This is a genomic window from Microbacterium sp. Kw_RZR3 (genome assembly GCF_029222405.1).
In the GTDB taxonomy this organism is placed as follows: Bacteria; Actinomycetota; Actinomycetes; order Actinomycetales; family Microbacteriaceae; genus Microbacterium.
This window is the reverse complement of sequence record NZ_JARHXC010000148.1, coordinates 19,699-32,608: the sequence shown is the minus strand read 5'-3', so window position 1 is coordinate 32,608 and position 12,910 is coordinate 19,699. Positions and strand designations below refer to the sequence as shown.

Sequence of the window (12,910 nt, the reverse complement as noted above, 5' to 3'; positions counted from 1 at the left end):
GTGGCATCCGTTTTGGGGGATGCCACGCCCCTTCCTGTGTCGGGCGCGCACACGGGGGTTTGTCGGGCGCGCGGTGGCGGGTGCGCGGTACGCGTGCGGGCGCGCGGTGGCGGGGCGGGGGTTGCGCTCGCGCATAAACGCGATTCGCGCGCGGAAACGCGGTGTGCTCGCGTTTCTGTGAGTGGATGGCGTTTATGCGTGGCCGTTGGGTGCCTCACGAGCTTTGGGCTGCTTCGCGGTTGCGGTGCGTCGGGTGGTGGGGCGGGGGTTCCGCTGGCGCATAAACGGGATTCGCGCGCGGAAACGCGGTGTGCTCGCGTTTCTGTGAGTGGATGGCGTTTATGTGTGGCCGTTGGGTGCCTCGCGAGCTTCGGGCTGCCTCGCGGATGCGGTGCGTCGGGTGGTGGGGCGGGGTTGCGCTCGCGCATAAACGCGATTCGCGCGCGGAAACGCGGTGTGCTCGCGTTTCTGTGAGTGGATGGCGTTCATGTGTGGCCGTCGGGGAGCCCGCTCACCTCGGATGCCGGATGCCGGATGCCGGATGCCGGATGCCGGATGCCGGATGCCGGATGCCGGATGTCGGATGCCGGATGCCGTGAGTGGGGCGTCGAAGGGGCGGCGCGGGTGCGACCCCCCCCGCATAAACGCGATTCGCGCGCATAAACACGATGTGCTCGCGTTTCTGTGAGTGGATCGCGTTTATCGATGCCAGCCCGGCCCGGCGCCCACCCCGCCCGGCGCGGAGCGGCTTGGAGCGGTGCCGTCTCGCCCGGCCCGGCCCCCGCCCGGCCCGGCCCAGTGCCCGCCCGACCCGACCCGGCCCAGCGCGACCCGGCCCAGCCCGACCCGGCCCAGCGCGACCCGGCCCAGCGCGACCCGGCCCAGCGTGACCCGGCCCGGCCCGACCCGGCCCGGCCCGGCCCGACCCGACCCAGTGCGGCCCGCCCGCGGGCGCGGCGCGCGGGCGCGGGTCAGGCGGTGCAGGCGAGGCGGGACTGGATGTCGCGCATCGCGTCGATCTCGGCCGACTGGCCGGTGATGATCGCCTGCGCGACCTCGGCCACGCGCGGTTGGTCGCCCAACTCGATCACGGCCTGTGCCATGGGGATCGCGCCCTGGTGGTGGCGGATCATCAGGGAGAGGAACAGGCAGTCGGCGGGCTGGCCCTCGAGGGTCTGGAGCTGGTCGAGCTCGGCATCCGTCGCCATCCCCATCTGCGCGAGGAGCTCGTCCTGCGTGTACGCGGAGGTGTCGCCGTGGCTGTGTGCGCCGGATGCCTGCATCCACGTCATCAGCGGCTGCGGGGACGATTGCGGGAGCCCCCACTGCACCAGCCAGCCGTACATCTCACCGCGCTGGCCCGACTGAGCCGTGGCGATGTCGTACGAGAGCGTGCGCAGTTCGTCGTCGTCCGTCTTGCGGTAGATCTCCATCGCCATCTGCACCGCCTGGGTGTGGTGCACCTGCATGTCGCGCGCGAAGCCGGCGTCGGCGGACGTCGTGGAGGGATACGTGGGCGCGGCCGTCGCGCCGAACGCCGTGAAGCGTCCGATCGCGAAGGCCACGGCCACGATGGCGACGGTCACGACCGCGACCACGATCCACCGGACCGCGGGGCGTGCGACCGGGGCGTCGTCGGTCATGTCAGGCCTTGCCCGGCCCGTCGATCGCACCCGAGCACGCGGCATTGGGCTCGGGCACGTTCTGGCTCCGCCAGTACTCGGTGAAGAACTCGCCGATGCGCGGGTCGGTGGGGGAGTCGACCTTGAGCTGGTGGTTCCAGCCGCTCACCGCGACGGGGGTGTCGAGGCCGGGGTACGGCGAGAGGATCGCGTAGCTCGACGGCATGACGGCCTTGAGCGCATCGATGCCCGCCGCGTCGACCTGATCGGGGTTGTACGTGATCCAGATCGCCCCGTGTTCCATCGAGTGGACCGCGTTCTCATTGGGCACCGGCTCGGTGTACACCGCGCAGTTCAGCCAGTACGGATTGTGCGGGCCGCCCGCGGGAGGGTTCTGCTCGTAGGTGACGGCACCCTGCACGTGGTCGGAACGGTTCTCGAAGGTCTGCACGCCCTCGATCACACGGCCCGTGCTGTTGCCCGCCTGGTAGCTCGTCGGGGGCGCGGGGGCGAAGATGAACGAGGCCACGACGACACCGACGACGGCGAGGGCAGCCGTCGATCCGACGACCCACCAGACGAGCTTGCCGCGCTTACGACGGGCGAGTTCTTTCTGGTACTCGGCGAGCTTCGCCTGTCGCTTCTGCTCGCGCTGCTGCTTGACCGTGAGGTCGATCTGGGACTGCTTCGCCGGGTTTCCGCTGCTGCGTTTTTCGGGGGGAGGCGTCATGTGCGGTGTTCGTCTCTTTTCGGGGCGGGACACGTCGGCTCGGGCCGATCCGTCCAGCCTATGCGGATGAATACGGCGTCGGCCTGGGAGGAACCCGCATACCGGGATGGTGGGATGCACGGACCGCGCGATAGTATGACGATGTCGAATCGATTCGAGGTTCGATGATCCCCCATTTTTTTTCGGCCCGACTCGTTCGGGCCGTCTGTGTTGCGAAACGAATTGACGCGTGCTCGATACTGCTTCTCTCCCCGTCGTCCCCCCGACCTCCGCGCCCGACCGCTCACCGACCGGTGCCATCCGCACCCTCGGCAAGAACCCCGCCACGGCGCCGATCGTGCTGCACCCGGGCGATGCGATCTCCGCCTCCCGCCGCGTGCTGTACATCATCGTGCTCGGCGCGTTGACGGCGCTCGGCCCGTTCACGATCGACCTCTACCTCCCGGCGTTCCCCGTGCTGGAGGCCGATTTCCAGACCAGCGCCGCCGCGATCCAGCTCACCCTCACCGGAACGATGATCGGCTTCGCGCTCGGCCAGCTGATCGTCGGACCCCTGAGCGACAAGGTCGGTCGACGTCTGCCGCTGCTGTCGGTCACGGCGCTGCACGTCGCGGCGAGCGTCTTCGCGGCGCTCGCCCCCACGCTTGAGACCCTGTCGGTCGCGCGGGTGCTGATGGGAGCCGGAGCCGCCGCGGGAGGCGTCGTGGCCGCGGCGATCATCCGCGATCTCTTCGGCGGACGCCGCCTCGTGGTCATGCTGTCGCGCATGGCGATGGTCTCGGGTGTCGCCCCTGTGCTCGCACCCCTCGCCGGGTCGGCGCTGCTGCTGGTCATGAACTGGCGGGGCATCTTCGTGGTGCTCGCCGTGTACGGAGCGATCATGCTCGTCTCGGCGGTGTTGTTCGTCCCCGAGACCCTGCCGCCCGCGCGCCGCAGCGGCCCCGGCACCACGACGGTCTGGCAGCGCTACGCGAGCGTGTTCCGTGACCGCGTCTTCATCGGCGTGCTCATCATCGGCGCGATGGCCTTCAGTGGGCTGTTCTCGTACCTCTCGGCATCCTCGTTCCTGTTCCAGGTCACCTATGGCTTCAACGCCCAGCAGTACGGCGTGCTGTTCGCGGTGAACTCGGTCGGCGTCGTGGTCGGTGTGCAGATCGCCTCGCGCCTGGCTGCGCGCTTCGGCCCGCAGTGGGTGCTCGCGGTGTCGACGATCGTGCTCGTGCTCGCGGGTGGGACAATCGTGCTCACCGACCAGTTGGGCCTCGGGCTGTGGGGCACCGTCATCCCGCTGTTCTTCTTCATGACGGCGTGCGGCTTCACGTTCCCGTGCGCGCAGGTGCTCGCCCTCGATCGACACGGCAAGGCGGCGGGCACGGCGCAGTCGATCATCGGTGCGGCGAACTTCGGTGTCGCGGGCATCATCTCGCCGGTCGTCGGGCTGCTGTCCGCCGGCGCGGGGATCACCGCCACGACCATGGCATCCGTCATGGTGGGCTGTGCGGTCATCGGCGTGCTCGCGCTCTGGCTGCTCGTGCGTCCCCGCACGGTCGAGCGCCTCGCGCCCTGAGAGTGGGGGCGAAGGCGCCCTGACCAAGGCGAGGTGCGCCGCGAGAACGGGCCCAGAACACTAGCAGAGCGCGCGTCCGGCCCCGCGGCGATCCGAGAGACGGCATCATGAACCAATGGATGCCGAATCCGCCGACGTGTCCGCCCCCGTCCTCCGTTCCGAGCGCATCCGGGGGATCTTCGGGCTGACGCTTGTGGCGCTGGCGTGCGGACTCGGTGCCTGGGTCTTCTTCCGCGGGCCGACGCCGTTCGCGATCGACGTGTGGTGGAACCACCTGTTCGTCGCCGCACCGTCACCGCCGCTGCTGGCGTTCGCGCTCGCGATGGATGCCGTCGGCGGGCACTGGGTGGCGGTGTTCGTCGTTCCGCTGGGCGGGGCACTGGCGCTGTTCCTCGCGGGACGACGCTGGGGAGCGCTGTACTTCCTCGCGGCCTCCGTGGGCAGCGCCCTGATCGTGCAGCTTCTCAAACACACGTTCGGCCGCGCGCGACCGGAGGACATCCTCGTGCTGTCCGATCACGGGTCCTTCCCCTCGGGCCACACGGCCAACGCGGCCACCGTGGCCGTGGTCGCCGTCGTGATCTTCCCCGCCCTGTGGGTGCGGATTGCGGGGGTCGCGTGGGTCATCGCGATGGCCTTCAGCCGCACCTACCTGCACGCGCACTGGCTCTCGGACACTCTCGGCGGTGCCCTCGTGGGCGCGGGTATGGCGCTCATCCTCGCTGCGCTGTTCGCTCACCTGCGTCTTCGCGACGACGACCGGCTCGCCGTCCGACGGACCTCGCGACGACAGGATGCCACGATCTCGGGCGCGCCGTAGGCTGGCCGCCATGAGCGACAACGGAGCGTCGTCCACCGGTCCGTCCGACGATCCCGAGGTCGCCCGCCTGCGCGCGGCGGCCGAGGCCGCGGAGGCGGAGCTGCGCCTGGCGCGGGCGCGGGCCGATCTCGCCGAGGCGGAAGCCGCTGCGGCGCGGGCGCGCGCGGCGGCGAGCGGGGGAGGTGGGACTTCCCCTTCAGCGGAGGGAACGGACGGGCCGCCGGTGGTCGGCGGTCAGGTCGCGGACGCACCGGCCCCGGGAGCCCGTGCCCCGGAGACTCCGACCGCGCCGGCCCCTACGACGCAAGCTCCCGCCGCCGAAGCGCCCGCCCCGGAGTCCCCTACGCCGCAGGCCCCCGCACCCCAGGCCCCGGCCCCCCTCACCGACGCCCAGGTCGCCGCGATCGCCGCCGGGTACGCCTCGGACGCCGCTGCTCTCGACCTCGGCGTGCTCGTCAACGGCGGGCCGGTGGCATCCGTCCCCGTCCGGATCCCGCTCGCGATGACCAACCGCCACGGACTCGTCGCGGGCGCCACGGGAACGGGCAAGACGCGTACGCTGCAGCTGCTCGCCGAGCAGCTCTCGGCCCACGGTGTGCCGGTGTTCGCCGCCGACATCAAGGGCGACCTGTCGGGGATCGCCGCTCCGGGTGCTCCCAGCGACAAGCTCACCGCGCGCACCGCGGCCCTCGGGCAGGACTGGTCGCCGCGGTCGTACCCCACCGAGTTCTTCGCGCTGGGCGACGACGCCGCCTCGGGGATTCCCGTGCGGGCGTCGGTGTCGGGTTTCGGGCCGCTGCTGCTCAGCCGCGTGCTCGGCCTCAACGCGACGCAGGAGTCGAGCCTCGGACTCGTGTTCCACTACGCCGACGAGAAGGGTCTGGCGCTCGTCGACCTGCCCGACCTTCGCGCGGTGCTCACCTTCCTCACCAGCGACGAGGGGAAAGACGAGCTCAAGGGCATCGGCGGTCTGTCCGCCGCGACGGCCGGGGTGATCCTGCGCGAGCTCGTCGCTTTCGCCGCGGCGGGAGCCGACACGTTCTTCGGCGAGCCCGAGCTCGACGTCTCGGTCTTCCTGCGGACCGCACCCGACGGGGCCGGGATCGTGAGCCTGCTCGAGGTGCCGAACGTCGCGTCGCGACCCGAGCTGTACTCGACGTTCCTGATGTATCTGCTCGCCGAGCTGTACGAGGTGCTCCCCGAGGTCGGCGACCTCGACAAGCCGAAGCTCGTGTTCTTCTTCGACGAGGCGCACCTGCTGTTCCGCGACGCCTCGAAGGCGTTCCTCGCGGCGATCACCCAGACGGTGAGACTCATCCGGTCCAAGGGCGTCGGCGTGTTCTTCGTCACGCAGACCCCCAAGGACGTACCCGCCGACGTGCTGGCGCAGCTCGGCTCTCGCGTGCAGCACGCGTTGCGCGCGTTCACCCCCGACGACGTGAAGGCCCTCCGGGCGTCGGTGCGGACCTACCCTGACTCGGGCTACGACCTCGAGCGCGTCCTGCAGGAACTCGGTACCGGCGAGGCCGTCATCACGGTGATGAGCGAGCGCGGTGCGCCGACCCCGGTCGCGTGGACCCGTCTGTTCGCCCCGCGCGCCTCGATGTCGCCCATCCCCGCCGAGACCATGGCGGCCGCGGTCACGGCATCCCCCCTCTTCGCCACCTACGGCACCCTGATCGATCCGGAGTCGGCCCGCGAGATCCTCGGGGCTCGGATGCAGGCCGCTGCCGACGCCCGCGCCGCAGCGGAGAAGGCGAAGAAGGACGCCGCCGACGCCGCCGAGTACGCGAAGCAGAAAGCCGCGATCGACAGGGCGAACGCCGAGGCGCAGAAGAAGGCGCAGCGCGAGTACGAGCGGATCCTCAAGAGCACGGCGGCGCCACGTCGGCGCTCGAGTGCGCCCACCTCACCGCTCGACGACGTGCTGGGGCGAGGGGCGACGAAGAGCATCGTGACCGATGTGATCCGCGGTCTCTTCGGTACGAGCCGGCGGCGCTGAGAGACGGCGCGCGCCTCGGGACGCACGGCGGGAGGATCGTGGATGCCAGGGGTCCGGCATCCGCGATCCTTCGCGTCACGACCGACGCACGGAGAGCGGCATCGTCGAGGTGTCGATGAGGGGATCGGAATCCTGCCGCTCCACGAGAGCAGCGGCCTCGGCCGGCGTCTCGACCGTGGGAACCGACCCCAGGAGCGGGCGCTTCGCCGTCTCGCGCATCGCGAGGAGGGCGACGAGGCCCAGCGCCGCGAAGAGCATGATGTAGAACGCCGGCATGAGGGTGTTGCCGGTCGCGGCGATGAGGGCCTGGCTGATGAGCGGTGTCGTGCCGCCGAAGAGCGAGACGGCGACGTTGTAGGCCACCGCCATGGCCCCGAAACGCGAGGCCGTCGGGAAGAGCGCCGGAAGGGCGGATGCCGAGATCGCGACGTAGAACGCCACCGGGACGGCCGCCATGCACAGGGCGACCATCACGGCCCACATCTCGCCGATCTGCATGATGAGGAACGCCGGCACGAGCAGGACGAGCGCCGAGCCCGCGGCGATCGCGTACACGGGCTTGCGTCCGATGCGGTCGCTCAGGCGTCCGATGAAGGGGAGGGCCGCGGACATCACCACGAGAACGGGAACCGTCGCGACGGCGGCCGTGAGGTTCGACACCCCGACCTCCTCTTCGAGGTAGACGGGCATGTAGCTCGTCAACGCATAGCCCGCCGTGTTCGTGGCGGCCACCAGCGCGATGCCGATCAGCAGCGCACGCCAGTGGTGCCGAACGATCCCGCCGAGACCCTGGCGAGCCAGCGGATCGTCGGCGTCGCGCTCGTTGACCGCGCTCGTCTGCTCGAAGGACGGGGTCTCGGGGATGCGCAGGCGGAACCAGATCGCGACGATTCCGAGGGGGATCGCGAGCAGGAACGGGATGCGCCAGCCGTACTCGACCATGGCGTCGGGACCCGAGATCGAGGTCGTGATCGCCGTGACGATCGCCACCGCCGACGCTCCGGCGGCGAAACCGATGTACGACCCCACGTCGAGGAACGACGACCAGAACCCGCGGGTGCGGTCGGGCGAGAACTCCGAGACGTAGGTCGTCGCACCGGCGTACTCGCCGCCGGTCGAGAAGCCCTGCACCATCTTGAGCACGTAGAGCGGCACGATCGCCCACAGGCCGATCGCCGCGGAGGTCGGGAGCAGGCCGATCAGGGCGGTGGCCGCGGCCATCATCGCCATCGTGAGGAAGAGCACCTTCTGCCGACCGATGCGGTCGCCGAGCGGGCCGAGGACGAAGCCGCCGAACGGTCGCACGAGGAAAGAGATCGCGAAGCCCAGGAGCGTGACCAGGAGGCCCCACGGGTCGGGGAGGTCGGAAGTGAAGACCACCGACAGCGTGACCGCCAGATAGCCGTAGATGCCGAAGTCGAACCACTCCATGAAGTTGCCGACAACGGTGCCGCCGATGGCGGTGCGGACGCGTTTCTTGTCGACGACGATGACGTCGTCGACGTCGAGCCGGGGAGTGGGGGATGCCGAGGGGGGATTCTCGTTCATCCTTCTAGCGTTACCCCGATCGGTGCCCGGATGCCAGCCGAGGCGCCTCGTGCCGACTCAGTGCTATCCGGGTGCTAGCGGAAGGTCAGCACCTCGTCGCCCCACGCGCGGCGGAGATCGCCGTCGAGATCGGCGACGACCTGGTCGTGGCGGTCGATCACGAGCGTCGCGCGCGCGTCGGCGCCCGCGGTCGTGAAGGCCGGCCACACGGGCGCGTCCGGCGCCGCGGGTTCGTCTCCCCGGGCGAAGGCGATCCAGCGCGCCTGCATGCGGGCCGAGATCAGCTCCGCGACCCGCTTGCCGCCCAATCGGAACGTCGGGTCCTTCGGGCCGCTGACGAGGTTGCCCCACACGTAGGGCAGCTCCGCCGCGTGCGTGGCGCCCAGGCCGATCAGGCGCAGGAACGGCGAGGCGTGATCGAAGCGGTAGAGCCACACCGGGGCCGCGGCAGCGTGTCCCTCCGCAGCCCACAGCGTCGGCAGGCGGAATCCGATGTCGCGGGCGACCCCGAGCCCCACCGCGCGATGGCGCACGTGCTCGTAGGCGGCGAGGACCTGCTCGCGGCTGGGCAGTTCGACGCCGGGGTTCTGTTCCGCCATGTCGGCGAACATCTTGTCGATGCGGTCGCCCGTGATGGGGATCAGCGGAGACTTCATGTACGAGAACAGCGAGGCCTCGTCCTTGTTCGTGCCGATGATCAGGGGCACGGGGATGCCGCGGCCCTCGCGCAGCACCGTGATCGGCGCCTCGGGCAGGAGGTCGCCGTCGACGACGGGGGCGAACGCGAGCGTGCCCGGATCGGTCACGGGAACCGCCGAGTACACCGTCCATCCTGCGGCGACGACCGCGTCGACGGGAGCGTCGCGCAATGCAGCCGGATCGGCGGCATCGACGCCCAGCGCGTCGAGGAACTGCTCCGCGACCCGGGTCGCACGCTCGCGACCGTAGACGCTGGAGACCGGCGACGATTCGGCGATCGCCCGGGAGAACAGCCCGCGCGCCGACGGCGTCGCCAGCAGCGTCGTGACCAGTCCACCGCCCGCGGACTCGCCGAACACGGTCACCCGCGCGGGGTCGCCGCCGAACGCCGAGATGTTGCGCTGCACCCACTGCAGGGCGAGCAGCACGTCCTTGAGGGCGAGGTTCCCGTCGAAACCGGCCCCCGGCACCGCGCCCGAGAGGTCGAGGAACCCGAGCGCGCCGAGGCGGTAGTTGACCGTGACCACGATCACGTCGCCGGTGTCGACCATCGTTGTGGCGTCGTACATCGGCTGGCGCGACGACCCGAAGGTGTACGCGCCACCGTGCAGCCACACCATGACCGGACGCGGGGCCGCGTCGTCGCCGGGAGCCCAGACGTTCAGCGACAGGCAGTCCTCGTTCTGGACGGTGCCCTCTCCGAGCGGCATGGCGGGGTTCGTGGGCTGAGGGCACACGGGCCCGAAGGCTGTGGCATCCACCTCTCCGTCGGCATCCGGGGCCGCCAGGGGTTCGCGCCAGCGTCGCTCGCCCGTGGGCGCGACGGCGAAGCGGATGCCGCGCCACGACCGGACCCCGCGGTCGAGGAGGCCACGGAAGGTTCCGGCGGGGGCGGTGATGAGGGGAGAGGTGTCCATGGGCGTCCTCACGCGGTGAGCTGGTGGATCAGGTGGGCGGCTTCGGTCGCGGCGAGGATCGCGAAGAGCACCGTCATGATGACGGCATTGTGCGCGATCATCTCGTCCTTCAGACGGCGCAACGCGGAGACGACGGCGGGTAGGCCCGTCGCGCCGAGCAGCGTGGGCAGCACCAGCGCGAGGGATCCGGCGACGGCGAGCGCGACGCACAGCAGGACGGTCACGGCGACGGGGAGGTGCGCGGCGCCCAGCAGCGCGCCGCCCTTCAGCTCGAGGGGGAGGTTCTTGCTGTTGGTGGCGGCCATCAGCACGCCGAGCCCGGCGGCGCGCGCGGGAGTGATGGCATCCACCGCCGCCGGCCAGCCCGGGGCCACGGGAGCCGTGCCGGGCTTCGGGCGGCCGCGCCAGCTGACCACGGCGAACACGGTGAAACCGACCGTGAGCAGGGCCGTCAGCACGAGCACGACGATCTTCCCGCCCTCGCCGTGCGAGGCGACCGAGGCCCCCGCCGATGTCGCGGCGCCGACGCCGATGACGGCGAGCGTGACCAGCACGAACGCGCCGGTGTAGGCGGGGGCGGCGGTGCGGCCGCGCGCCGAGAGCAGGATCGCGACGACGGCGACGATCGGCAGCGGCGAGATCGCCATGCCGACGGCGAGGGGCAGGAGGGAGGAGAGCTCGGACATCGACGCCGACGCTACGCGCGGCGTTCCGGCGTCCCGTCGGAATGTTCGGCGCACACGACAGAACCCGCCGCTGCGGCCGCGTCGTCGACTGCGAAGACCGCCTCGAGCACGGCATCCGCCCCCTCCGCCGTGAGTCGCGCCCCCAGGCGCTCGGCGTGCGATCCGGGGCGCAGCCGCGCGTGCGGGCTCGGTGCGCCCGGCGAGACGATCCGCACCCGCAGGCGGGGGCCGCCGGCGGTTGCGGCCACGCGCAGCTCGACGCGCGCGGTGCGTTCGCGCGCGAGGGCCGAGTCGGTGCGCAGCGCGGCGCTCGCCGCGTCGGAGACGTCGGCGGAGACCGGCATCGCGGCTCCCCAGGTCTGGAGCACCGGGCCGAGCGAGTCCGCCGCGGCGGGGGCGGTGGGGCGATCGAGAACGGTGCGGAGCTGCTCGCTGAGCATATGCAGATCGGCGGCGAGGACGGCGACGTCAGCGGGGGCGGCGTCGGGATGCCGGAGGGCGAACTGCACCGCCGCCCCCTGGGCGTCGGCGTGCAGGAGGCCGGCCGCGCGGCGCAGGGCAGCGCGGACGCGGCGGGTGCCGAGGTCGTCGGCGCGCCCGCGCGCGGCCACGGCACCGGACAGGCGCCGACGCTCGACGCGCAGCGCGTGAGCCGTGCTGCGGCCCGCGGCGAGGGCGAACGCCAGGGCGGGATAGGCCAGAACGGCTAGGGCGGCTGCGGCGAGCGGCACGCCCTGGCCGACGGCGACTGCTGCCAGCGTCAGGCCCGCGAGCAGGGTGGTCGCGACGAAGAGCGCACCGCGGGCCCGGGGTCGGCGCCGCAGCGAGGGGAGTCGGGCCGCGAGATCGGCCGCGCCGCCGGCGAGGAGGGCGACGCAGAAACCGACGACCAGGTCGATCGGCGCGACGCTCCGCAGCGCGTAGGGGAGGACGGCCAGCGCGTAGACGCCCGCCGCGAGTCCCGGCGGGGGAAGGCGCAGCGGTGACGCCCGCCGGCGGGGGGCGCGCGGAGCCTGTGCGTCGAGCGGATCACCCGGCGCGGGCGGAGCGGCGGCGCGCTCGTCGAGCCGGTGGGCGTGCGCGCGGACATCGACGGCGAGAGCACGCACGTCGGCCGTGGTCTCGAACCGGGCGGTGTTCAGGAGGTCGGCGGCGGCGAGGATGTCGGCCCGCGCGGCGGCGGCGTAGTCGCGCACCCGCGCGGCACTGCCTTCCCACTGGGCGAGGACCTGCGCGAGCAGCGCGTTGGTTTCGCGGATCGACCGCGCCGCGTCCACGAGCGTGGCCGCTCCGATCAGCGAAATCGTCCAGACGACGAGATTCGTGAGGGTCCGCAGGGGCGCGTCGGTGGGCGGGGGAACCGGTAGGCCGCCGAGCCGCGAGAGGGCGTCCTGCAGCGGCGGCCGCGCGGCCGCGATGAGCACCAGCGCCGACACGATCACCGCCGCGCGTACTCGGGGGTCGGAGGCGGCGCGTTCGATCAGGGCGACCCCCGCCCAGACCACCGAGATCCCGGCCGCGCCGGCGGCACCGACGAGCGCGCGCTGGAGCACGGAGAGCCCGACCGGGAGCGGCGCGAGCAGCGTCACCGAGACGACGAGCACCGCCGCGAACGTCCACGCGGTGACGAAGTGGCCCCCGGTCACCGCGCGACGCACGGCGGGCCACAGCGTGATCACGCGACGGGGCCGAACTCGGCGAGATAGAGAGCGCTGGCACGCACGCGGGGGTTCGTTCCGCCCGCCGCGCGCAGATCGAGGCGCGCGAAGATACGGCTCATCGCGCGCTCCACCGCCCGCGTCGTGGTGCCGCGCTCGCGCGCGATCTGCTCGTTCGACCAGCCGCGCGCGACGAGCGCGAGCACCTCGATCTGACGCCGGGTGAGACCGGCCAGAGCGGAGGCGCGCACCGGCGTCGGCGCGGGCGGTGTGGCTCGGCGCAGTGCCGCCTCGACGGCATCCGCCACCACTTCGGCCGAGGTCACGTCGAGCTTCGAGACGAACACGGCCCCGGCGGGGCCGCGGTGCCCGGCGACGGCCCCGGGGAAGCTGCTGAGGAACACCACGGCCAGGTGCGGGGCCAGACCGGTGAGCATCGTGGCCAGCTCGACGCCGGACGGGCGCGAGCCCAGGTCGATGTCGGTGAGCAGGACGTCGGGGTCGCTGTCGGCGAACAAGCGCGTCGCCTCGGCGGCGTCCGCGGCTCCGGTGGCCTCGAATCCGCGGTGGACCAGCATGTCGCACAGCAGCGCACGCATCGCCGGCTGATCCTCCACGACGAGCACGCGTCGCACCCACGCGGTCACCACGCGCCTCACCC

Annotated in this window: 10 protein-coding genes; 3 read left to right on the top strand and 7 right to left on the bottom strand. The window is 72.0% G+C overall.

The features are described 5' to 3' along the window. Nucleotides 1-971: 971 nt before the first annotated feature. Together P2P98_RS08060 and P2P98_RS08055 are read right to left on the bottom strand one after the other, a co-directional pair. Entirely contained in the window at nt 972-1,643 is a 672-nt protein-coding gene (locus P2P98_RS08060; RefSeq protein ID WP_275798877.1) for a DUF305 domain-containing protein, read from the bottom strand. Nucleotide 1,644: 1 nt separating this feature from the next. After that, nucleotides 1,645-2,352, bottom strand: coding sequence for a DUF3105 domain-containing protein (locus P2P98_RS08055; protein WP_275798874.1), 708 nt, complete (start codon nt 2,350-2,352; stop codon nt 1,645-1,647). 229 nt (nt 2,353-2,581) lie between these two features. On the opposite strand from P2P98_RS08055, the gene P2P98_RS08050 reads away from it, so the two are divergent. The 3 genes from P2P98_RS08050 to P2P98_RS08040 all read left to right on the top strand — a co-directional run bounded on the left by P2P98_RS08050 (nt 2,582) and on the right by P2P98_RS08040 (nt 6,741). Next, nucleotides 2,582-3,919 carry a multidrug effflux MFS transporter gene (locus P2P98_RS08050; RefSeq protein ID WP_193751306.1) on the top strand — a complete coding sequence of 446 codons (1,338 nt, stop codon included), beginning with the start codon at nt 2,582-2,584 and terminating at the stop codon, nt 3,917-3,919. A 115-nt stretch (nt 3,920-4,034) separates the two neighbouring features. Beyond that, nucleotides 4,035-4,739, top strand: coding sequence for a phosphatase PAP2 family protein (locus P2P98_RS08045; RefSeq protein WP_275798872.1), 705 nt, complete (start codon nt 4,035-4,037; stop codon nt 4,737-4,739). 10 nt (nt 4,740-4,749) lie between these two features. Then, nucleotides 4,750-6,741, top strand: a complete 1,992-nt coding sequence (locus P2P98_RS08040; protein ID WP_275798870.1) for a helicase HerA-like domain-containing protein — start codon at nt 4,750-4,752, stop codon at nt 6,739-6,741. Between the two features lie 75 nt (nt 6,742-6,816). On the opposite strand, the gene P2P98_RS08035 is transcribed toward P2P98_RS08040, so the two are convergent. The 5 genes from P2P98_RS08035 to P2P98_RS08015 form a co-directional block, all read right to left on the bottom strand. Next, a complete protein-coding gene (locus tag P2P98_RS08035) occupies nt 6,817-8,289 on the bottom strand; it encodes an MFS transporter (protein WP_275798867.1) in 1,473 nt (490 codons plus the stop codon). Nucleotides 8,290-8,363: 74 nt separating this feature from the next. Next, nucleotides 8,364-9,905 (bottom strand): carboxylesterase/lipase family protein, encoded by a 1,542-nt coding sequence (locus tag P2P98_RS08030; protein ID WP_275798864.1) that lies wholly within the window; start codon nt 9,903-9,905, stop codon nt 8,364-8,366. Nucleotides 9,906-9,913: 8 nt separating this feature from the next. Then, the gene (locus P2P98_RS08025; protein WP_275798862.1) at nt 9,914-10,591 is read right to left on the bottom strand and encodes a GAP family protein; all 678 of its coding nucleotides are present in this window, start codon (nt 10,589-10,591) and stop codon (nt 9,914-9,916) included. A gap of 11 nt (nt 10,592-10,602) precedes the next feature. Then, entirely contained in the window at nt 10,603-12,270 is a 1,668-nt protein-coding gene (locus P2P98_RS08020; RefSeq protein WP_275798859.1) for a hypothetical protein, read from the bottom strand. Then, a complete protein-coding gene (locus P2P98_RS08015; RefSeq protein ID WP_275798857.1) occupies nt 12,267-12,899 on the bottom strand; it encodes a response regulator in 633 nt (210 codons plus the stop codon). Before P2P98_RS08015 ends, P2P98_RS08020 begins: the two co-directional genes overlap by 4 nt. Nucleotides 12,900-12,910: the final 11 nt, after the last annotated feature.